The organism is Streptomyces sp. NBC_00390 (assembly GCF_036057275.1).
In the GTDB taxonomy this organism is placed as follows: Bacteria; Actinomycetota; Actinomycetes; order Streptomycetales; family Streptomycetaceae; genus Streptomyces.
Window position 1 is genome coordinate 1,609,924 of record NZ_CP107945.1, and the last position, 18,972, is coordinate 1,628,895.

At 70.0% G+C, this 18,972-nt stretch carries 14 protein-coding genes and 1 pseudogene; 2 read left to right on the forward strand and 13 right to left on the reverse strand.

Going from position 1 to position 18,972, the window contains the following annotated elements:
* Positions 1–286 precede the first annotated feature (286 nt).
* From OHS70_RS07000 to OHS70_RS07030, 7 genes are all read right to left on the reverse strand, one after another.
* Positions 287–2,833, reverse strand: a complete 2,547-nt coding sequence (locus OHS70_RS07000; RefSeq protein WP_328394760.1) for a sensor histidine kinase KdpD — start codon at positions 2,831–2,833, stop codon at positions 287–289.
* Between the two features lie 78 nt (positions 2,834–2,911).
* On the reverse strand, positions 2,912–3,598 hold the full coding sequence (locus OHS70_RS07005) for a response regulator (RefSeq protein ID WP_328394762.1): 687 nt from the start codon (positions 3,596–3,598) through the stop codon (positions 2,912–2,914).
* A gap of 166 nt (positions 3,599–3,764) precedes the next feature.
* Complete coding sequence (locus OHS70_RS07010; protein WP_328405470.1) at positions 3,765–4,508, reverse strand: potassium-transporting ATPase subunit C; 744 nt, start codon at positions 4,506–4,508, stop codon at positions 3,765–3,767.
* 21 nt (positions 4,509–4,529) lie between these two features.
* Positions 4,530–6,680: a potassium-transporting ATPase subunit KdpB gene (kdpB, locus tag OHS70_RS07015; protein ID WP_328394764.1), complete on the reverse strand. Its 2,151-nt coding sequence runs from the start codon at positions 6,678–6,680 to the stop codon at positions 4,530–4,532.
* Entirely contained in the window at positions 6,677–8,341 is a 1,665-nt protein-coding gene (gene kdpA, locus OHS70_RS07020; RefSeq protein WP_328394766.1) for a potassium-transporting ATPase subunit KdpA, read from the reverse strand. The genes kdpB (OHS70_RS07015) and kdpA overlap by 4 nt, the downstream gene beginning before the upstream one ends.
* A gap of 8 nt (positions 8,342–8,349) precedes the next feature.
* Positions 8,350–8,439, reverse strand: coding sequence for a K(+)-transporting ATPase subunit F (gene kdpF / locus OHS70_RS07025; RefSeq protein WP_242330691.1), 90 nt, complete (start codon positions 8,437–8,439; stop codon positions 8,350–8,352).
* Between the two features lie 247 nt (positions 8,440–8,686).
* Complete coding sequence (locus tag OHS70_RS07030; protein WP_328394773.1) at positions 8,687–8,884, reverse strand: hypothetical protein; 198 nt, start codon at positions 8,882–8,884, stop codon at positions 8,687–8,689.
* 537 nt (positions 8,885–9,421) lie between these two features.
* On the opposite strand from OHS70_RS07030, the pseudogene kdpB (OHS70_RS07035) reads away from it, so the two are divergent.
* Positions 9,422–10,663: pseudogene (gene kdpB / locus OHS70_RS07035) on the forward strand (potassium-transporting ATPase subunit KdpB); the annotation flags it as partial.
* Here kdpB (OHS70_RS07035) and OHS70_RS07040 read toward each other — a convergent pair.
* The 3 genes from OHS70_RS07040 to OHS70_RS07050 form a co-directional block, all read right to left on the reverse strand.
* A complete protein-coding gene (locus OHS70_RS07040) occupies positions 10,617–11,072 on the reverse strand; it encodes a helix-turn-helix domain-containing protein (RefSeq protein ID WP_328394775.1) in 456 nt (151 codons plus the stop codon). The pseudogene kdpB (OHS70_RS07035) and the gene OHS70_RS07040 sit on opposite strands and share 47 nt — an antisense overlap.
* A gap of 177 nt (positions 11,073–11,249) precedes the next feature.
* The gene (locus tag OHS70_RS07045) at positions 11,250–11,441 is read right to left on the reverse strand and encodes a DUF6381 family protein (RefSeq protein ID WP_328394777.1); all 192 of its coding nucleotides are present in this window, start codon (positions 11,439–11,441) and stop codon (positions 11,250–11,252) included.
* Positions 11,442–11,590: 149 nt separating this feature from the next.
* Positions 11,591–12,991 carry a pyridoxal phosphate-dependent aminotransferase gene (locus OHS70_RS07050; RefSeq protein WP_328394779.1) on the reverse strand — a complete coding sequence of 467 codons (1,401 nt, stop codon included), beginning with the start codon at positions 12,989–12,991 and terminating at the stop codon, positions 11,591–11,593.
* Between the two features lie 281 nt (positions 12,992–13,272).
* Between OHS70_RS07050 and OHS70_RS07055 the strand changes: the two genes are divergently transcribed.
* Positions 13,273–15,963, forward strand: a complete 2,691-nt coding sequence (locus OHS70_RS07055) for an FG-GAP-like repeat-containing protein (RefSeq protein WP_328394781.1) — start codon at positions 13,273–13,275, stop codon at positions 15,961–15,963.
* Positions 15,964–16,048: 85 nt separating this feature from the next.
* Here the strand turns inward: OHS70_RS07055 and OHS70_RS07060 are convergent, their stop codons facing one another.
* From OHS70_RS07060 to OHS70_RS07070, 3 genes are all read right to left on the reverse strand, one after another.
* Positions 16,049–16,813, reverse strand: a complete 765-nt coding sequence (locus OHS70_RS07060; protein ID WP_328394782.1) for a hypothetical protein — start codon at positions 16,811–16,813, stop codon at positions 16,049–16,051.
* On the reverse strand, positions 16,810–17,436 hold the full coding sequence (locus OHS70_RS07065; RefSeq protein ID WP_328405472.1) for an RNA polymerase sigma factor: 627 nt from the start codon (positions 17,434–17,436) through the stop codon (positions 16,810–16,812). Before OHS70_RS07065 ends, OHS70_RS07060 begins: the two co-directional genes overlap by 4 nt.
* A gap of 331 nt (positions 17,437–17,767) precedes the next feature.
* The gene (locus OHS70_RS07070) at positions 17,768–18,919 is read right to left on the reverse strand and encodes an XdhC family protein (protein WP_328394784.1); all 1,152 of its coding nucleotides are present in this window, start codon (positions 18,917–18,919) and stop codon (positions 17,768–17,770) included.
* Positions 18,920–18,972 lie beyond the last annotated feature (53 nt).

An 18,972-nucleotide genomic window follows, 5' to 3' on the forward strand; every position in this document is an offset into this window, starting at 1 on the left:
GGCTGGTGTGCGCGGACTGGTCGGACGGGGTGACGCAAAGGCTCCCCCTGCGCGATGCGGACGGACGCACTCTGAGGCTGGACCCGCGCGTCCTGGTCGCCGATCCCCGGCTGTGGCATCTGCTGGACGCAGGCATCCGCGTCTCCCAGGACACCGGGACGCTGCGGTCCGGGGCACGGCGCTGCGCGAGCTGTCATCGCGGATCGACGACGACACGGCCGAGGCCGTCTTCAGGATCTCGGGCCTGGACACCTGAGCGCGGCGCGGTGCCCCTCTTGGCGTCCTGTCAGGACATGGCCGTGCTGGGCAGTTCCGGACGCATCACTGCCTGGCCCGGAGCGGTCCGGACGGTGAGCATCATCGTGAGACCGCCGCCCGGAGTGTCCTCGGCGGTGAGGGTGCCTCCCATCGCCTCGGTGAATCCCCTGGCGACGGCGAGGCCGAGACCGACTCCCGCGCCGCGCGGGGCATCGCCGTGGCGCTGGAACGGGGCGAAGATGCGCTCCTTGGCCTCGTCCGGCACGCCGGGCCCGCGGTCCACCACCCGTACCTCGACGCGATCGCCGATCGCGTCGGCCGACACGAGTACCCGTTCGCCGTCGGGGCTGTACTTCACGGCGTTCTCCACGATGTTGGCCACCGCCCGTTCCAGCAGCCCCGGGTCGACCGCGACCATCGGCAGGTCCTCCGGCACGTCCAGGAGGACGCTGTCCTCGGGGACGCCGCCGAGCGCCATCGGGACGACCTCGTCGAGGTCGATCTCCCTGATCAGCGGGGTCACGGTCCCGGTCTGCAGCCGCGACATGTCGAGCAGGTTGCCCACGAGGTGGTCGAGCCGGTCGGTGCCTTCCTCGATGCTCGCGAGCAGCTCGTCCTCGTCCTCGTCCGACCATTCCACGTCGTCGGAGCGCAGTGAGGTGACGGACGCCTTGATGGCGGCGAGCGGAGTGCGCAGATCGTGACTGACGGCGGCGAGCAGCGCGGTGCGGATGCGGTTGCCCTCGGCGAGCTGACGGGCCTGTTCGGCCTGCCCGACCAGGCGCTGCCGGTCGAGTACGACGGCGGCCTGGGCGGCGAACGCGCCGAGCACCCTCCGGTCCTCGGCCGGCAGTACGCGGCCGGTGAGGGCGAGCGCCATACGGTCTCCGACCGGCATGTCGACGTCGGCGTCATCGGGGCGTGCGGGCGGCACGCCGCCGCCGACGCTGCCGGCGCAGGACCACGGGTCGACGTCGCTCTCCCGCTCCAGCAGGGCCACCGATTCCATGGCGAAGGTCTCGCGGACCCGCTCCAGCAGAGCCTCCAGGCTGGTCTCGCCGCGCAGCACGCTGCCGGCGAGGAACGACAGGATCTCGGACTCGGCCCGCAGGCGAGCCGCCTGCTGGGTGCGCCGGGCCGCCAGGTCGACCACCGAGGCCACCGACACGGCCACGGACACGAAGATCACGATGGCGACGATGTTCTTGGGGTCGGCGATGGTGAGGCGGTGCAGAGGCTGTGTGAAGTAGTAGTTGAGCAGCAGCGAGCCGAAGGCGGCGGATGCCAGCGCCGGGAACAGCCCGCCGAGCAGCGCCGCGGCCACCGTCAGCGTCAGGAAGAGCAGCATGTCGTTGGCGAGGCCGAGGTCGGCCTGCACGTTCGTCAGCAGGAGGGTGAGCAGGGCCGGGCCCGCGACTGCGGTCAGCCAGCCCCAGATGGTCCGGGACCGGCCGAGCCGTGCGCCTCGGGCGACGGGGAGCCCCCGGCCGCGGGCGACTTCCTCGTGGGTGACGATGTGGACATCCAGGTCGGGCCCGGACTGGACGGCCACCGTGGCGCTGACGCCGGGGCCGAAGATGTACTGCCAGGACTTGCGGCGGCTGGCGCCCAGGACGATCTGGGTGGCGTTGACGCCCCGGGCGAACTCCAGCAGGGCCTGGGGGATGTCGTCACCGACGACATGGTGGAAGGTGCCGCCGAGATCCTCGACCAGGGTGCGCTGGACCGCCAGCTCCTTGGGCGATGCGGAACTCAGGCCGTCGCTGCGGGAGATGTACACAGCGAGCACTTCACCGCCGGCGCCCTTCTCGGCGAGGCGGGTCGCGCGGCGGATGAGCGTACGGCCTTCGGGGCCGCCGGTCAGTCCGACGACGATGCGCTCGCGGGCCTGCCAGGTGGAGCGGATGTTGTGCTCGCCCCGGTACTGCTGGAGGTACTCGTCGACACGGTCCGCGGTCCACAGCAGCGCCAGTTCGCGCAGGGCGGTGAGATTGCCGGGGCGGAAGTAGTTGGACAGAGCCGCGTCGACCTTGTCGGCCTTGTAGATGTTGCCGTGGGCCATACGGCGGCGCAGCGCCTGGGGCGACATGTCGACCAGCTCTATCTGGTCGGCGCGCCGCACCACCTCGTCCGGGACGGTCTCCCGCTGCCGTACGCCCGTGATGGATTCGACGACGTCGCCGAGCGATTCCAGATGCTGGATGTTGACGGTCGTGATCACGTCGATCCCGGCGGCCAGCAGTTCCTCGACGTCCTGCCAGCGCTTGGCGTTGCGTGAACCCGGAACATTGGTGTGCGGAAGTTCGTCGACCAGAGCGACCGCCGGGGCGCGCCTGAGGACCGCGTCGACGTCCATCTCGGTGAAGACCGTCTCCCGGTACTCGAGTTCCTGACGCGGGATCTGTTCCAGGCCGTGGAGCATCACCTCGGTCCGCGGCCGGTTGTGGTGCTCGACGAAGGCGACGACGCAGTCGGTGCCGCGCTCGACCCGCCGGTGTGCTTCGGCGAGCATCGCGTACGTCTTGCCGACGCCCGGCGCCGCACCGAGGTAGATCCGAAGTTTGCCGCGTGCCATGGTTTCGATTCTCCGGGGTGGTTGTACAAGGGGTCGGCGCTCCCGGGGCCGGGAGCGGTGGGCGGGCCGCCAGGGGTGTCAGGACTCGAATCGGTAGCCCATGCCGGGTTCGGTGATCAGATACCGGGGCCGCGAGGGATCCGCTTCGAGTTTGCGCCGAAGCTGGGCCATGTAGACGCGCAGATAGTTGGTCCTGTTGCCGACGGAGTGCCCCCACACCTCCTCGAGCAGCTGCCGCTGGCTGATGAGCCGCCCGGGGTTGCGGATCAGCAGTTCCAGCAGGTGCCACTCGGTCGGGGTCAGCCGGACGTCGCCGCCGCGTCGCCTGACCCGCTTCGCCACGAGGTCGACGGTGAACTCCTCGGTGGTGACGGTCCGCGTCTCGTCCGCGGCGGGGACCTTGGTCTCCGTGCGGCGGACGGCTGCCCGCAGCCGGGCCAGCAACTCGTCCATGCTGAACGGTTTGGTGACGTAGTCGTCGGCGCCGGCGTCGAGCGCCTCGATCTTCTCGTCGGAGGTACGGCGGGCGGAGACCACCACGATCGGCACTCTGCTCCAGCGCCGCAGATCCCGGATCACATCGAGGCCGTCCATGTCCGGCAGACCGAGATCCAGCAGTACCGCGTCGGGCGGCCCTGCGGCGGCGAGCTGAAGCGCGGTGGTGCCGTCGGTCGCGGCGTCCACCTCATACCTGCGGGCCTTCAGATTGATCGTGAGGGCCCGGACGAGCTGGGAGTCGTCCTCCACCACGAGCACCCGGGTCATCGGAGTGCGGCCTTTCTGTTGCTGGGGTTCGGTTTTCCTGCTGGAGGCGGGAGCGGTGCCGGGAGCGCCGACGCCGGTCCGGCACATGGTGGTGGCATGCGGCGGCGGGAGTCGGCGCCCCGGGGACGTACCCCGGGGTGCCGACTCCCGCCCACTGCATGCACTCTCAGCCCTTGGCCAGTTCCTTGAGCGCGATGTTGAGCTTCAGGACGTTCACCGTCGGCTCACCCATGAAGCCGAGGATCCGGCCGTCGGTGTGGTCGTCGACGAGCTTGTCGACCTGGGCGACGGTGAGGTTGTTCTTCTCCGCGACCCGGTGGACCTGGAGCTTGGCGTACTCCGGGGAGATGTCCGGGTCCAGACCCGAGCCGGAGGAGGTGACGGCGTCGGCCGGCACATCCGAGGGCCTGACCTTGTAGGTGGGGGTCTCATTGTCCGCGATCACCGCGTCCTTGGCGGCCACGACCTGCTGGCAGAGACTGCCCTCTTCGGCCTTCGTGGGGTCAGTCGGGCACTTGCCGTCCTCCCCGACGCCGTTGTCGCCCGACCGGTTCGTCGCGCCGGACAGGATCAGCGAGTACTGGGTGTTCACGCTGTTGCTGCCCAGACCGTTGGAGGGACGGGGCTGGAACCACTTGAGGTCCGGCCTCGGCGCCTCCTCCGCGTCGTCGCCCGTAGTTGAGTCGGACGCAGCCTTCAGCGGCAGGTAGTAGGTCTGTCCGATGAGTTCGGAGCCGACCACCTTGCCGTCGCTCTTGATCTCCGAGCCGTTCGCCTTGTCGTTGAACAGGCCCTGGGCGACGCCCGTGACCAGCAGCGGGTACAGGACGCCCGTCACCAGGGTGAGGACGAGCAGGGCTCGGAGCCCGGCCCCGATCAGCCGTGCCGCGTTTCCGAAGGAGTTGTTCATGGCGATCAGCACGCTTTCTGGTTAACGCAGCCCGGGGATGAGGGAGATGAGCAGGTCGATGATCTTGATGCCGATGAACGGGGCGATGAGGCCACCGATGCCGTAGATCCCGAGGTTGCGGCGGAGCATCTTGTCCGCGCTGGTCGGCCGGTAGCGCACGCCCTTCAGGGCGAGCGGCACCAGCGCCACGATGATCAGCGCGTTGAAGATGACCGCGGACAGGATCGCGGACTGCGGCGAGGCAAGCTGCATGATGTTCAGCTTGTCCAGGCCCGGGTAGGCGACCGCGAACATCGCGGGGATGATCGCGAAGTACTTCGCCACGTCGTTGGCGATCGAGAAGGTCGTCAGCGCACCGCGCGTGATGAGCAGCTGCTTGCCGATCTCGACGATCTCGATGAGCTTGGTCGGGTTGGAGTCCAGGTCCACCATGTTCCCGGCCTCCTTGGCGGCCGAGGTACCGGTGTTCATGGCCACGCCGACATCCGCCTGCGCCAGCGCCGGGGCGTCGTTCGTACCGTCACCCGTCATCGCCACGAGCTTGCCACCGGCCTGCTCACGCTTGATGAGGGCCATCTTGTCCTCGGGAGTCGCCTCGGCGAGGAAGTCGTCGACGCCCGCCTCCTCGGCGATCGCCTTGGCCGTCAGCGGGTTGTCACCCGTGATCATGACGGTCTTGATGCCCATACGGCGCAGCTCGTCGAACCGCTCCCGCATGCCCTCCTTGACGACGTCCTTGAGGTGGATGACACCCAGCACGCGGGCGCCCTTGTCGTCCTCGGCCGCGACGAGCAGCGGAGTACCGCCCGCCTGCGAGATCCGGTTCGCGATCTCGTCGGCGTCGTCGGAGATCCGGCCGCCGCGCTCCTCGACCCAGGCCATGACCGAGGCCGTGGCGCCCTTGCGGACCTTGCGGCCGGCGCCGTTCTCGACGAGGTCGACGCCGGACATGCGCGTCTGGGCGGTGAAGGCGACCCACTCGGCACCCGACAGCTCACCCTGGTGGCGCTCGCGCAGCCCGTACTTCTCCTTGGCGAGGACCACGACCGAGCGGCCCTCGGGCGTCTCGTCGGCGAGCGAGGAGAGCTGGGCGGCGTCCGCCAGCTCCGCCTCGGTGGTGCCCTTGACCGGTACGAACTCGGAAGCCTGGCGGTTGCCGAGCGTGATGGTGCCGGTCTTGTCGAGCAGCAGCGTCGAGACGTCGCCCGCCGCTTCCACCGCGCGGCCGGACATCGCGAGCACATTGCGCTGCACGAGCCGGTCCATGCCGGCGATACCGATCGCCGACAGCAGTGCGCCGATGGTGGTCGGGATCAGGCAGACCAGCAGGGCGGTCAGCACGATCATCGAGGTCTGCTCGTCGGCGTCCGCGTAGATCGCGAACGGCTTCAGCGTGACGACGGCGAGCAGGAAGACGATGGTCAGCGAGGCGAGCAGGATGTTCAGCGCGATCTCGTTGGGCGTCTTCTGCCGGGCGGCGCCCTCGACCAGGGCGATCATCCGGTCGATGAAGGTCTCGCCCGGCTTCGTCGTGATCTTGACGACGATCCGGTCCGAGAGCACCTTCGTGCCGCCGGTCACGGCCGAGCGGTCGCCGCCCGACTCGCGGATGACCGGAGCCGACTCACCGGTGATGGCGGACTCGTCGACGCTCGCCACACCCTCGACGACGTCACCGTCGCCGGGGATGATGTCGCCCGCCTCGCAGACCACCAGGTCGCCGATGCGCAGATCGGTACCGGGGACGCGCTCCTCGTTCTTGCCTATGAGCCGCCGGGCGACCGTGTCGGTCTTGGCCTTGCGCAGAGTGTCCGCCTGCGCCTTGCCGCGGCCCTCGGCCACCGCCTCCGCCAGGTTGGCGAAGATCGTGGTCAGCCAGAGCCAGGCCGCGATCGCCCAGCCGAACCAGTCGCCCGGGTCCTTGATCGCCAGGGCGGTGGTGACCAGCGACCCGACCAGGACCACGAACATCACGGGGGACTTGACCATCACGCGGGGGTCGAGCTTGCGCAGGGCGTCCGGGAAGGACTTGATCAGCTGCGCCGGGTCGAACAGACCGCCGGCGACGCGCCCGGCCTCGGGCTTGTGCCCGGTCGGCACATCGCTGTGGGGCGCCGGGGTCCCAGTGGCAGTGGACATCGAGTCCTCTTGCTTCTTCACGTCGGTGGTCATGACGCCAGCCCTTCGGCGAGCGGACCCAGCGCCAGGGCCGGGAAGTAGGTCAGACCGGTGATGATCATGATGGTGCCGACGAGCAGACCCGCGTAGAGCGGCTTGTCGGTACGCAGGGTGCCCGCGGTCTCCGGGACCGGCTTCTGCTCGGCGAGCGAGCCGGCCAGTGCCAGCACGAACACCATCGGGACGAACCTGCCGAGCAGCATCGCGAGACCGATGGTGGTGTTGAACCACTGCGTGTCCGCGTTGAGGCCGGCGAAGGCGGAGCCGTTGTTGTTGGCGCCCGAGGTGTAGGCGTAGAGGATCTCGGAGAATCCGTGCGCGCCGGAGTTGGTCATCGAGTTCGCCGGGGTGTCCAGCGCCATCGCCGCGGCGGTGAAGCAGAGCACCAGCGCCGGGGTGACCAGGATGTAGCAGGCCGCCAGCTTGATCTCGCGGGTGCCGATCTTCTTGCCGAGGTACTCGGGCGTACGGCCGACCATCAGACCGGCGATGAACACCGCGATGATCGCCATGATCAGCATGCCGTAGAGGCCGGAGCCCACACCACCGGGTGCGATCTCGCCCAGCATCATGCCGAGCATGGTGATCCCGCCGCCGAGGCCGGTGAACGAGGAGTGGAACGAGTCCACCGCTCCCGTGGAGGTGAGCGTGGTGGAGACCGCGAAGATCGACGAGGCGCCGATGCCGAAGCGGGTCTCCTTGCCCTCCATCGCGCCGCCCGCGGCCTCGAACGCCGGGCCGTTGCCCGCGAACTCGGTCGCCCACATCAGCAGCACGAAGCCCACCCAGATGGTCGCCATCGTGGCGAGGATCGCGTAACCCTGTTTGACGCTGCCGACCATCCTTCCGAAGGTCCGGGTCAGCGAGAACGGGATCAGCAGGATCAGGAAGATCTCGAAGAGGTTGGTGAAGGCGTTCGGGTTCTCGAAGGGGTGGGCCGAGTTGGCGTTGAAGTAGCCGCCGCCGTTGGTGCCCAGCTCCTTGATGGCCTCCTGGGAGGCGACCGCGCCGCCGTTCCACTCCTGGGCGCCCCCCATGAACTGGCCGACCTCGTGGATGCCGGAGAAGTTCTGGATGGCGCCGGCCGCGACCAGCACGATCGCGGCGATCACCGAGATCGGCAGCAGGATGCGGACGGTGCCGCGGACCAGGTCGGCCCAGAAGTTGCCCAGCTCACCGGTGCGGGAGCGGGCGAATCCGCGGACCAGGGCCACGGCGACCGCGATGCCCACGGCCGACGAGACGAAATTCTGCACGGCCAGGCCGCCGGTCTGTACGACGTGGCCCATGGCCTGCTCGCCGTAGTACGACTGCCAGTTCGTGTTCGACACGAACGACGCGGCGGTGTTGAACGCCTGGTCCGGGTCGATGGAGGAGAAGCCGAGCGAGCCGGGCAGGCTGCCCTGGACCCTCTGCAGCAGGTAGAGGAAGAGAACGCTCACCGCGGAGAAGGCGAGGACACCGCGCAGATAGGCGGGCCAGCGCATCTCGGCGTTCGGATTGGCGCCGATGGCCTTGTAGATCCACTTCTCCACACGCAGGTGCTTGTCGGAGGAGTAGACCCGGGCCATGTGGTCGCCGAGCGGACGGTACGCCAGGGCGAGCGCGGCGATCAGCGCGAGCAGCTGGAGCACAGCAGCGAGGAAGGGGCTCATATCCGTGCTCAAAACCTCTCAGGCTTGACGAGGGCGAGGACGAGATAGCCCAGCAGGGCGACGGCCACGATCAGGCCGACAATGTTCTCGGCAGTCACAGCTTCGCCACCCCCTTGGCAATGAGAGCCACCAGCGCGAAAACCGCGATCGTGGTGACGACGAAGGCCACGTCGGCCATCGTGAGCTCCTGAAAGAGATACGGATTCTCGGACCGTTAGAGCAAAGCGCTTTTCGGCCACGACACGACCCGCGTTAACGGCTCCCTGACGTACTCCACTGTCGTCTTGACGCAACCCGTACGCCCTGCGGGCGCAGGTCACTCCGGGTGATCGGTCGGGATGACGGTCAGCGGAACTCGGTCGGCCGCGGGCGCAGCCCCAGGACCGTCAGCTCGGCCGTGACCAGCAGGGCTGCGCCTGCCCACGGCAGCAGCACGGTGACGGAGCCGCGGCCGTCCCGTGCCGCGGTGTCGAAGGCCGCACGGTTGATCTCCGTCACCCGGTCGAGCGCGTCGATCCACTCACCGAAGTGGGTGTTGGACATGCCGGGGACCTGCCGCGGCTGCTCCGGTGCGCCTGTCCGGACCCCCACTGCCGGACCTTGCGCACTCCCGGCGGTGATGGTCACTCGCCCTCCAGCCCGGCGCCGCGGACGGTCGTCCGTCCCCCTGCCGATCAGTCTGCGATCGGTACCGGAAACAAACCGGACGCGTTGACACGTTCCTGATGCTCTGTCAGTCCTGTTTGACGTGTCGTTGACGCGTGCCGCCAGAGTGCCGTTAAGGACGTACAAGGCCCTTCCGTACCAGGCCCATTGAGGTACCGAGGGGCATTAGATTCCTTCCCGGCCGCCGCAGACCGTGGACGTCATCGGCAAACGACACTCCGGCCGACCCCAAGCGGTCAGGTCTTCGGCGGACGAGCGGAGCGCGTCGGTCCAGGGACCGCCGCACCTCCCTGCGCCGCTCGGTCGTCGCCGGGGCCCCGGCGACGACCGGGCCCAGGCGGCGGGCGATGCCGGCGGGCCGCGCGGGGGCGAGTGCCGGCCGGCAGGGCCGCCTGCGACCACTCGTACCGGCCTCGCCTCGTCCAGCGCAATGTGCTCGCGATGTCCGGCCGGGCCGTCGAGGCGGCGGGAGACGTCAACATCCTGCTGCTCGACAGGACCGGCACCATCACCCTCGGAAACCGCGAGGCAGCGGACTTCGTCCCGATGCCGGGCGTGGACGTCATGATCCTGGCGGACGCCGCGCAGCTCTCCTCGCTCGCCGACGAGACGCCGGAGGGCCGTTCGGTCGTGGTCCTCGCCAAGGAGAGATACGGGCTTCGGGCCCCCGCCGAAGGGGAGCTGTCCCAGGCGCGTTTCGTGGACTTCAGCGCACGGACGCGGATGAGCGGCATCGATCTGCGCTGGGACAACGGCGCCGCCTGCCATATCCGCAAGGGGGCCGCGGCGCAGGTGATCGAGTGGGTGCAGATGTACGGCGGCGCCGTGCCGAGCGAGGCCCGTACCTGGGCCGACTCCATAGCCGCCGGCGGCGGAACACCCCTCGTCGTGGCGGTGCACGACTGGGACGGCCCGCGCGTGCTCGGGATCGTCCATCTCAAGGACGTGGTCAAGGAAGGGGTCCGGGCACGGTTCGCGGAGCTGCGCCGGATGGGCATCCGTACGGTGATGATCACCGGCGACAATCCGCTGACCGCACGCGCCATCGCGGCGGAGGCGGGCGTCGACGACTACCTCGCCGAGGCGACCCCCGAGGACAAGCTCGCCCTCATCAAGCGCGAGCAGGCCGGTGGCAAGCTCGTGGCGATGACGGGCGACGGTACGAACGACGCCCCGGCGCTGGCGCAGGCCGATGTCGGCGTGGCCATGAACACCGGTACCTCGGCCGCCAAGGAGGCCGGGAACATGGTGGACCTGGACTCCAACCCGACCAAGCTCATCGAGATCGTCGAGATCGGCAAGCAGCTGCTCATCACGCGCGGTGCGCTGACGACCTTCTCGATCGCCAACGACGTGGCCAAGTACTTCGCGATCATCCCCGCGATGTTCGCGAGCGCGTATCCGGGCCTGGAGGCACTGAACATCATGGGACTGCACAGCCCGAAGTCTGCGATCACCTCGGCGATCATCTTCAACGCGCTGATCATCGTCGCGCTGATCCCGCTCGCCCTGCGCGGAGTCCGGTACACCCCCGCGTCCGCCCACGATCTGCTGCGCAGAAACCTCACCGTCTACGGCCTGGGCGGACTGGCCCTGCCGTTCGTCGGCATCAAGCTGATCGACGTCGTGGTCTCGACGGTTCCCGGACTCGGCTGACCGCACCGCACGTCAGAGAGACGTCAGGGAACCGCGGTTGGACTTGAACCAGCACGGCTCCCCCGGGTTCGATGTCGCGCTGGATGGCAGCCGGAGTGGGCGCCTGTTCGGCCTCGACGAGCACTTCGCGCAGTCCGACCGGCGGCATGAGTGCCCGGCGCAGTTCGGACAGCTTCGGACCGTCGCCTACGTCGGCGTGGAGGGGTTCGGGCGCCTCCGTGGCGAAGAGACTGGACGTCGTGGTGCCTAAAGCTCGCGCGAGCATGTGCAAGGTCTCGACCTGAACGTTCCCGCCCTGCTCGACCTTGCGCACGACGCCCACGGACAGACCGGCTGCTTCGGCGAGTTGCTCCTGGCTCATCCCAGTCCGGCGACGATGATTCCGGACGTTCTCCTGCAGCGACGACATGCCCAAGGCGCACAGCCCAAAGCCCGCTTCAGGTCAACACCGAAGAGGGCTGCGGCCAACGCGAGTTGCACAAGGAGGGCCTCGCCTGTGCGCGCCCTTCGGGCCAACCCACGCGTGCGGCCGGTGGCCGCTCGCGTGTCGCGGGCGGTCACCGGCCGGGTGAGTACCGGGGAGGGACTACTCCTGGGGGTAGATGTCCCCCGCCCTCATGGCGCTCTCCTGCTCGCTCTGCTCCTTGAGCCTGCGGGCCTTGTCCTGGAGGCGCTTACGCTCCTCCGGATCGGTCGCACGTTCCGCAGCCTGCTTCAGTTCCTCGGCCTTTTGACGCATCTGCCGGGCGCGGCCGCCGGACTCGCCTGAAACGCTCATGGTCACTCCTCGGACGTCGGGATGAGCGGGCCCCTTCAGCGAACCAGCGGCCTCGCGGGTGCGCATCCCGAGTCGTCGCGCAGCGCGATCAGCACAGGTCACACAAGGTCCTCGGAGGCAGCGTGAGGCAGGGGCCGACCCGCTGTGCCCTATCCCTGGGAGACCAGGCGGTCGACCGCCGGCGTGCCCGACGTGTAGCCCGCCGTCATGGCTCTCGCGGCGGCGGCCGTCATCGGTGCCGGGGCCGGCGCGAGGCCGCGGGCGGCGACCGGCTGCTGGGCCAGGGCGAGCATCGGGGGGAGCGCACCCGCTGCCGCCATCACGGGTTGCGGCTGGGGCTGGGGCTGGGGCTGCGGCCGGGCGGGGGCGGCCGGGGCGAGCATCGGAGCGAGGGGCTCGGGTGCCGGGGCGGGGGCGGGGGCCGGGATCCGCTGGCCGTAGAGGACCTGTTCCATCGCGGACATCAGACGCATCACATCCTGTTCGGGGCGCACGACCAGGCGTACGAAGCGGCTGGAGCTGCCGATCTTGTTGCCGCATTCGCGGATCAGGACGCCGTGTTCGGCGAGCAGCCGGTCGCGCAGAATCGACCCGTCGGCGCCCTCGGGCAGCCTGACGTACACGAAGTTGCCCTGGGAGGGATAAACCGTCAGGCCCGGCAGCTGGGACAGCCGCCACATCATCTCCTGCCGGTCGCGGCGCACCTGCTGGAGGCTCTCGGCATACTCCTGGCGGTGCTCCTTGAGCATGAACACCACGGTCTCGGCGAAGGAGTTGAGGTTCCACTTGGGCAGGGCGGCCCGCACTCTGCCCGCGAGCTGCGGGTTGGAGACGAGATAGCCGAAGCGCACGCCGTGCAGGCCGAAGTTCTTGCCCAGGCTGCGCAGCACGATCACATTCGTCCGCAGCACCGCTTCCGCCACGATGCTCGGGTCCTGGTCGGCATCGGCGAACTCGAGGAAGGACTCGTCGACGACGACCAGGTCCAGGTCCTGGAGCGAGTCGACGAGCGAGAGCACCTGCTGCTTGGTGAGGAGTCCGCCGTCCGGGTTGTTGGGATTGCAGATGACGGCGGCGCGGGAGCCGCGGGTGCGGATGAACTGGACGAAGGACTGCGGGTCGAGCTCGAAGCCGCGCGCTTCGGGAAGGAGAAGCATGTCCACCCGCTTGCCCGTCTCCATCGGCTGGTCGGTCCAGCGGCCGAACGTGGGCACGGGTACGGCGAGGGATTCACGGACCAGCAAGTGGTCGATCCAGGTGATGAGTTCGGTGGAGCCGTTGCCCATCGCGACGGTCTGCGGGTTGAGTCCGAGGACCTGGCACAGCTCGGCGGTGATCGTGTCGGCGCTGCTCGGGTAGTAGGTGAGGATGTCACGGAGGCTGTCGCCCAGCCGCTCGAACATGGCAGGGGTGGGGAAGTACGGGTTGCAGGGGATGCAGAAGTCCACGATCTCGCCGGCCGCGCCGCCGCCTGCCCGGTTGAGCGTGAAGTAGGACGGGCTGTGCGCGGTTGAACTGCGGAAAAGTGCGGTGACATTGCTGCCGGCCAAGACATGCCTCCCCTGCCTGGAACGGCCCGCGATGAGTCGGGCCCCCCTGAGATACGGATGGGGCAGGTCCGGTGTTCAAGAGGCACGGGCGCCGGGCAGCCCGGACCGGCCGTGGACGGCTGGTGATCTGTCTCACATTCCCTCGTCTCCCCGTGATGGTTGTGACCTCCGGTGCGCTGGGTACTGCGGTACGTCCAAGAGACGGGTGTGCCACACAGATACTTCTCTGAGAGGTGGGGCACTTGAGCCCGCGTACGTCGCACGCGTACCGACCCTTGAGCATGAGACGCCGAGCCTGGCTGACGCTCGGCGCCGTCGTCCTCGGCGGGGCGGGGATCGTCACCATCGCCACGGCCAACCCGTCGGAACCGGTCAAGAAGCCGCACCGGCTTCAGGAGCGGGCCGCCAAGCTGCGCACACTCCAGCTCGCCAAGGGCGGTGCGAAGGAACGCGAGTTGCCGGCCACCGGCACCGCGCCCTTCTCGCTCGTCGGCATCGGATGGGACGGCGCCGCCAAGGTCGACGGCACGGCCGAGGTGCGCACGCGGGACGCCGAGACCGGCAAGTGGTCCGGCTGGCAGCCGCTCGAGCTGGACGCGCACGGGCCGGACACCCCCGAGGGCACCGGGCACGGGGCCTCCGATCCGCTGTGGGTCGGGCCCTCCACCGCGGTGCAGGTACGGGTCGACGGGCACAGGACGCTGCCGAAGAACCTGAAGCTGCACATGGTCGACCCCGGCGTGAGCAAGGCCGAGGCGAAGAACCCGGCGGCTGCGTCGATGGACCCGGCCGCGTTCACCGTGGCCGAGAGCCTGAGCCCCTCCCCCACGGACTCCCCTGGGGACACGGCCGAACCGTCGCCCACCGACACGGCCGCGCCGACCGATCCCGTGACGCCGACGCCGACGCCGACGCCGACCGAGACGATGGCGCCGACGGACACCGCGACCCCCACCGACACGGCGACACCCAGCCCCACACCCACCAAGCCGACCGCACCGCCGTCGACGGTGCGTCAGCCGCCGATCATCCCCCGCGCTCAGTGGGGTGCCGACGAGTCGCTGGTCGAGGACCCCGCCGAGTACATCGACAAGGTGCAGGCGGTCTACATCCACCACACCGTCGGCTCGAACAACTACAGCTGCGCCGAGTCCGCCGCCCTGGTCCGCGGCATCATGACGTACCACGTCCAGACCGAGGACTGGAACGACCTCGGCTACAACTTCCTGGTCGACAAGTGCGGCCGGATCTTCGAGGGCCGGGCCGGTGGCACCGACCTGCCGGTCAAGGGCGCACACACCTACGGCTTCAACAGCTACTCCACCGGCATCGCCCTGCTCGGCGACTTCCATGGCGACACGGCCACGGGCAAGCCGGCCGGCCGGCCGACCAACGCAGCGCTGCAGTCGGCGGCCCGTGTCGCCGCCTGGAAGCTGGGTCAGTACGGCGGCAACCCGAAGGGCAAGGTGACCCTCACCGCCGTCGAGAGCACAGGCGTCTACGCCAAGGGCCAGCAGGCCACCATGAACGTGATCTCCGGCCACCGCGACGCCTTCGCCACCGCGTGCCCGGGCACCAACCTCTACGCGAAGCTGCCTGCGATCCGCGACTTCGCGGCGAGCGCCGGCCGCAACTCCGCGATCCCGACAGCCGACTTCAACCGGGACGGCGTCCCCGACCTGGTCGTGGGCCTGCCGCGGGTCGCGAGCAGCGACGGCAGCGTCACCGTGCTGCCGGGCGGATCGGACGGTCCCACCTCCGCGGCGAGGAAGACCTTCAACCAGAACAGCCCCGGTGTGCCCGGCGGCTCGGAGGCAGGCGACCAGTTCGGCACCGACAGCGCCTGGGGCGATGTCAACGGCGACGGCGCCGCGGACCTGCTCGTCGGCGCTCCCGGTGAGAACGGCACCAGCGCCCAGACCGACACCGGACAGGTGACCGTGATGTACGGTCCCGCCCTGAACACCGGCACGTCGTACTGGACCACCGCGACCACGCGCACCGCGGGCGAGAAGCTCGGCACCACCGTGGCCACCGGCGACTTCAACGCCGACGGGAGGTCCGACGTCTTCTCCGTGGCACCGGGCAAGCCGGGCCGCTGGTGGTCGTTCGACGGCGCAACCGGGGCCGCCAGGTCGGGGAACCTCGGCTCCGCCGCCTACACCGGTGCCGTCGCCTACGCGAGCGCCGCGGCAGGCGACTTCAACAAGGACGGGTACGCCGACGCGGCGGTCTCCTTCCGCGATCCGGGCGGCGTCGGCCGGCTGCTGTGGCTCAAGGGGTCCGCGTCCGGACTGCAGCGGGTCGGGATCCTGGACGCGCGCGGCGGCCGCTCGCTCGCTTCGGGCGACCTGAACGGTGACGGATACGCCGACCTCGCCGTCGGCCAGCCGAGTCCCACGGAGTCCGGTCACACCCTCAAGGGCGGTGCGGTCACCGCCGTGTTCGGCTCGTCCACCGGACTGACCTCGACCGGCCGCAAGTCGATCGGCCAGGACACCACGAGTGTGCCGGGCACCGGCGAGACCGGCGACGACATGGGCGCGTCCGTGTCGGTCGGCGACGCGAACCTCGACGGCTACGACGACATCCTCACGGGCCTGCCCGGCGAGGACATCACCCGCAGCGGTGTCTCGCAGACCAACGCCGGTCAAGTGCTGCTGCTGCGCGGCTCGTCGACGGGTCCCACGGGCACCGGCTCGGCCGCCTACAGCCAGGACACCACGGGCGTGCCGGGCTCGACGGAGTCGAACGACCGTCTCGGCTCGTCCGTCACGCTGGCCGATCTGTCCGGGTTCGTCAGGGCCGACCTCGCGATCGGCGCCGACGGCGAGGACGCGAACAACGGCACGGTCCTGCAGATCGACAACAGCGGCAGCAGCGGCATCGTGGCCGGCTCCGGGGTGTACTACGGGACCACGGCGCTCGGCGCCCCGGCCGGTGTGCGCATCGGCTCGGTGCTGACCCCGTAAGCCGGAAGCACGAAGCGGAGCCGGCCGGTCGATACGGCCGGCTCCGTCTTGTTGTGCAGCCCGTTCCGTGTGTGAAGGGGCGCTCTCAGTTCTCTCCGGGTTCTTCGCCGTCGGCTACCGAACCGTCGGACGCCGCGGCGGCCTTACTGCCTTTCACCGGGCCGGACTTGACCGGCTTCGGGACCTCCAACGGCGTCTGCCGGTCCAGCAGCCGGGCGCAGTAGCCGGCCACGGCCTCGGGTCCCCCGCCCGCTTCCGCCTCCAGGCGCAGTTGCAGTCCGCCGTCCTTCGCGGTGCCGCGCCGCTGCTGTGCCTCGTACGCCTCACAGTGCGCGCGCCGGTCTGCGGCCGTCGGCGGCCGTTCGCCCCGAGTGCCCCTGTCCGCCGGGCCGTTCGGCGCCGCCGAGCCCGACGGCGGTGCACTCGTCGGCTGTTGCAGGGGACCGGGCGTGTGTTGTGCGGGACCGGGCGTGGTACGGGGTGCCGGGCGCCGTCCCCCCTCAGGCTCGTCGAAGGGCGCCGGGATCACTCCGCCCGCCATGGCCACGCCGCTCAGCATGACGCCGCCGACGAGTGTGCCTGCGCCGATCTTCGCCCACGCAACCCGTCGCCGTGGCGCGCACGGGCGCCAGTCGTCACCGCGCCTGGTGGGCCTGCTGAGCGCGCCCGCGTCGCGAGCCGCGCGGAAGGCGGCCACCGCGTGCTCCTCGGACGCCGGTGCGACGGCTGCCGGGCGGGCAGCGGCAGACAGCAGCTCGTCGAGCGACGGCTGCCTCGTGTGTCCCTGCGCATACGGCTGCGGCTCGGCGCCGGATTCCACCGGGTCTCCCGATCGATGGTTCTCGTTCATCTCTCACGTTCCAGCGCACGGGAGCCCGAATCCGTCACATGTCTCGGCTCCAGGGCTTCCAGGCTCTTCGCCAGACGCCTCAGCCCGCGGTGCGCCGCCGACCGCACCGCCCCGGGCCGCTTGCCGAGGACGCGTGCCGCAGCCGGTCCGTCGAGACCGATGACCGTCTGGAGCAGCACCGCTTCAGCCTGCCCGCGGGGCAGCGTCGAGATCAGGGCAAGGGCCTGCTGGGTGGAGATGGCCTCGAAGGCCTCGCCGGCGGTGTCCACGCGCGCAGGCCGTTCGGCGAGGTCGCTTTCGAGCAGGCTTGCGCGCGGGCGACTCTTCAGACGGCGCAGATGGTCGATGGCCCGGTTGCGCGCGATGCTCGCCGTCCAGGCCCGAAAGCCCGGTCCGTCACCCCGGAACCGACCCAGATCACGGGCGATTTCCAGCCAGGCGTCGGATGCCACGTCCTCTGCGTCGTCACCGACCAGCCCGCGCAGGAATCCGAGGAGCGGGGGGTGGACGATCCGGTAGGCCGCGGCGAAGGCGGCTTCGTCGCCGTTCTGGGCGCGAGCGACCGCGTCACCGAGCTCGGCGTCGGACGTCTGCGCATGTCGGCCCCCGCCCCCCTTGACCACGTGATCCTCTTCTTCGTGCGGGCGCTGCGCACCCGTGCCGGTTTCTCTCCCCTTCATGATCAGCGTCAGCACTGAAGGAAACGTCACACATGACAGGCCCGGCGGCCGCCCGCCCGTGTGGGGGTGCGTTCGGCCGCCTTGTCGCTCGTCCCGACCGCGGCCCCGTCACCGATGCCGGGTTCGGCGCCCCGCCGGCGGTCGCGCCCGCGTTCCAGCGGCCGCGCAAGAGCGCACTCCGCCCCGTACGCGCAAGGACCCCGCAGCAGCGCTGCGGGGTCCTGCTGCGAGTCGTTGTACTGTACGCGACCGCCCGGCGGTACGGGCCCGTCGGTCAGGCCACGGACCCGATGCGCCCCACCGGCCTGGCAGGTGCGTCGTGGTGGATCGGTGTGTGCGCGCCCGTGAGCGAGACACCGCTCCCGCCGCGGCGGCCCGCGACGATCTCCGCGCCGATGGACAGCGCCGTCTCCTCCGGTGTACGCGCACCGAGGTCGAGGCCGATCGGGGAGCGCAGCCGGGCGAGTTCGATTTCGGTGACACCGACGTCGCGCAGTCTCCTGTTGCGGTCCTCGTGGGTGCGGCGCGAGCCCATCGCCCCGACGTAGGCGACCGGGAGCCGCAACGCCCGTTGCAGCAGCGGTACGTCGAACTTCGCGTCATGGGTCAGCACACACAGCACGGTGCGGGCATCGACCTCGGTCGAATCCAGATAGCGGTGCGGCCAGTCGACGACGATCTCGTCCGCGTCCGGGAAGCGGATCCTCGTCGCGAACACGGGCCGCGCGTCGCAGACCGTGACGTGATAGCCGAGGAATCTGCCGACCCGGACCAGCGCCGACGCGAAGTCGATCGCACCGAAGACGATCATGCGCGGGGCGGGGACGCTCGACTCGACGAACAGCGTCAGCGGCTGTCCACAGCGGCTGCCGTCCTCGCCGATGACGGCCGTGCCGGTACGGCCCGCGTCCAGCAGTGCGCGGGCCTCGCCCGCCGCGGTGCGGTCCAGCTCGGGGTGGCCGCCGAGCGAGCCCTCGTAGGTGCCGTCGGGGCACACGAGCAGGGCGCGGCCCGCGAGGTCGGCAGGCCCGTCGGTGATCCGCGCGACCGCCGCCGCCCGTCCCTGGGCGGCGGCGGAGAGCGCGCCGGCGAACACAGCCCTGGCGGGAGCGTCCACGCCCACCGGGGTGACGAGGATGTCGATGATGCCACCGCAGGTCAGGCCCACGGCGAAGGCGTCCTCGTCGCTGTATCCGAAGCGCTCGAGGACGGTCTCGCCGTCCTCGAGCGCCTGTCGGCACAAGTCGTACACCGCGCCTTCCACACACCCGCCGGAGACCGAACCGATGGCCGTGCCCTCGCTGTCGACGGCGAGGGCGGCACCCGGCTGCCGGGGCGCGCTGCCGCCGACGGCCACCACGGTGGCGACGGCAAACGAACGGCCCTGCTCGACCCACCGGTTCAGCTCTTCGGCGATGTCCAGCATGTTCGCTCTCCTTGGGTGTCGATGGGAGTGAAGGTGTGGGGAAGGCGGCGGGT

Coding starts and splice junctions, on each gene's coding strand:
- OHS70_RS07030 (WP_328394773.1), bottom strand. CDS start 8,884: ATGTCCAACACCCACTTCGGTGAGTGGATCGACGCGCTCGACCGGGTG.
- OHS70_RS07070 (WP_328394784.1), bottom strand. CDS start 18,919: ATGCTGGACATCGCCGAAGAGCTGAACCGGTGGGTCGAGCAGGGCCGT.
- OHS70_RS07055 (WP_328394781.1), top strand. CDS start 13,273: ATGAGACGCCGAGCCTGGCTGACGCTCGGCGCCGTCGTCCTCGGCGGG.
- OHS70_RS07000 (WP_328394760.1), bottom strand. CDS start 2,833: ATGGCACGCGGCAAACTTCGGATCTACCTCGGTGCGGCGCCGGGCGTC.
- kdpB (WP_328394764.1), bottom strand. CDS start 6,680: ATGACCACCGACGTGAAGAAGCAAGAGGACTCGATGTCCACTGCCACT.
- OHS70_RS07010 (WP_328405470.1), bottom strand. CDS start 4,508: ATGAACAACTCCTTCGGAAACGCGGCACGGCTGATCGGGGCCGGGCTC.
- OHS70_RS07060 (WP_328394782.1), bottom strand. CDS start 16,813: ATGAACGAGAACCATCGATCGGGAGACCCGGTGGAATCCGGCGCCGAG.
- kdpA (WP_328394766.1), bottom strand. CDS start 8,341: ATGAGCCCCTTCCTCGCTGCTGTGCTCCAGCTGCTCGCGCTGATCGCC.
- OHS70_RS07040 (WP_328394775.1), bottom strand. CDS start 11,072: ATGTCGTCGCTGCAGGAGAACGTCCGGAATCATCGTCGCCGGACTGGG.
- OHS70_RS07045 (WP_328394777.1), bottom strand. CDS start 11,441: ATGAGCGTTTCAGGCGAGTCCGGCGGCCGCGCCCGGCAGATGCGTCAA.
- OHS70_RS07005 (WP_328394762.1), bottom strand. CDS start 3,598: ATGACCCGGGTGCTCGTGGTGGAGGACGACTCCCAGCTCGTCCGGGCC.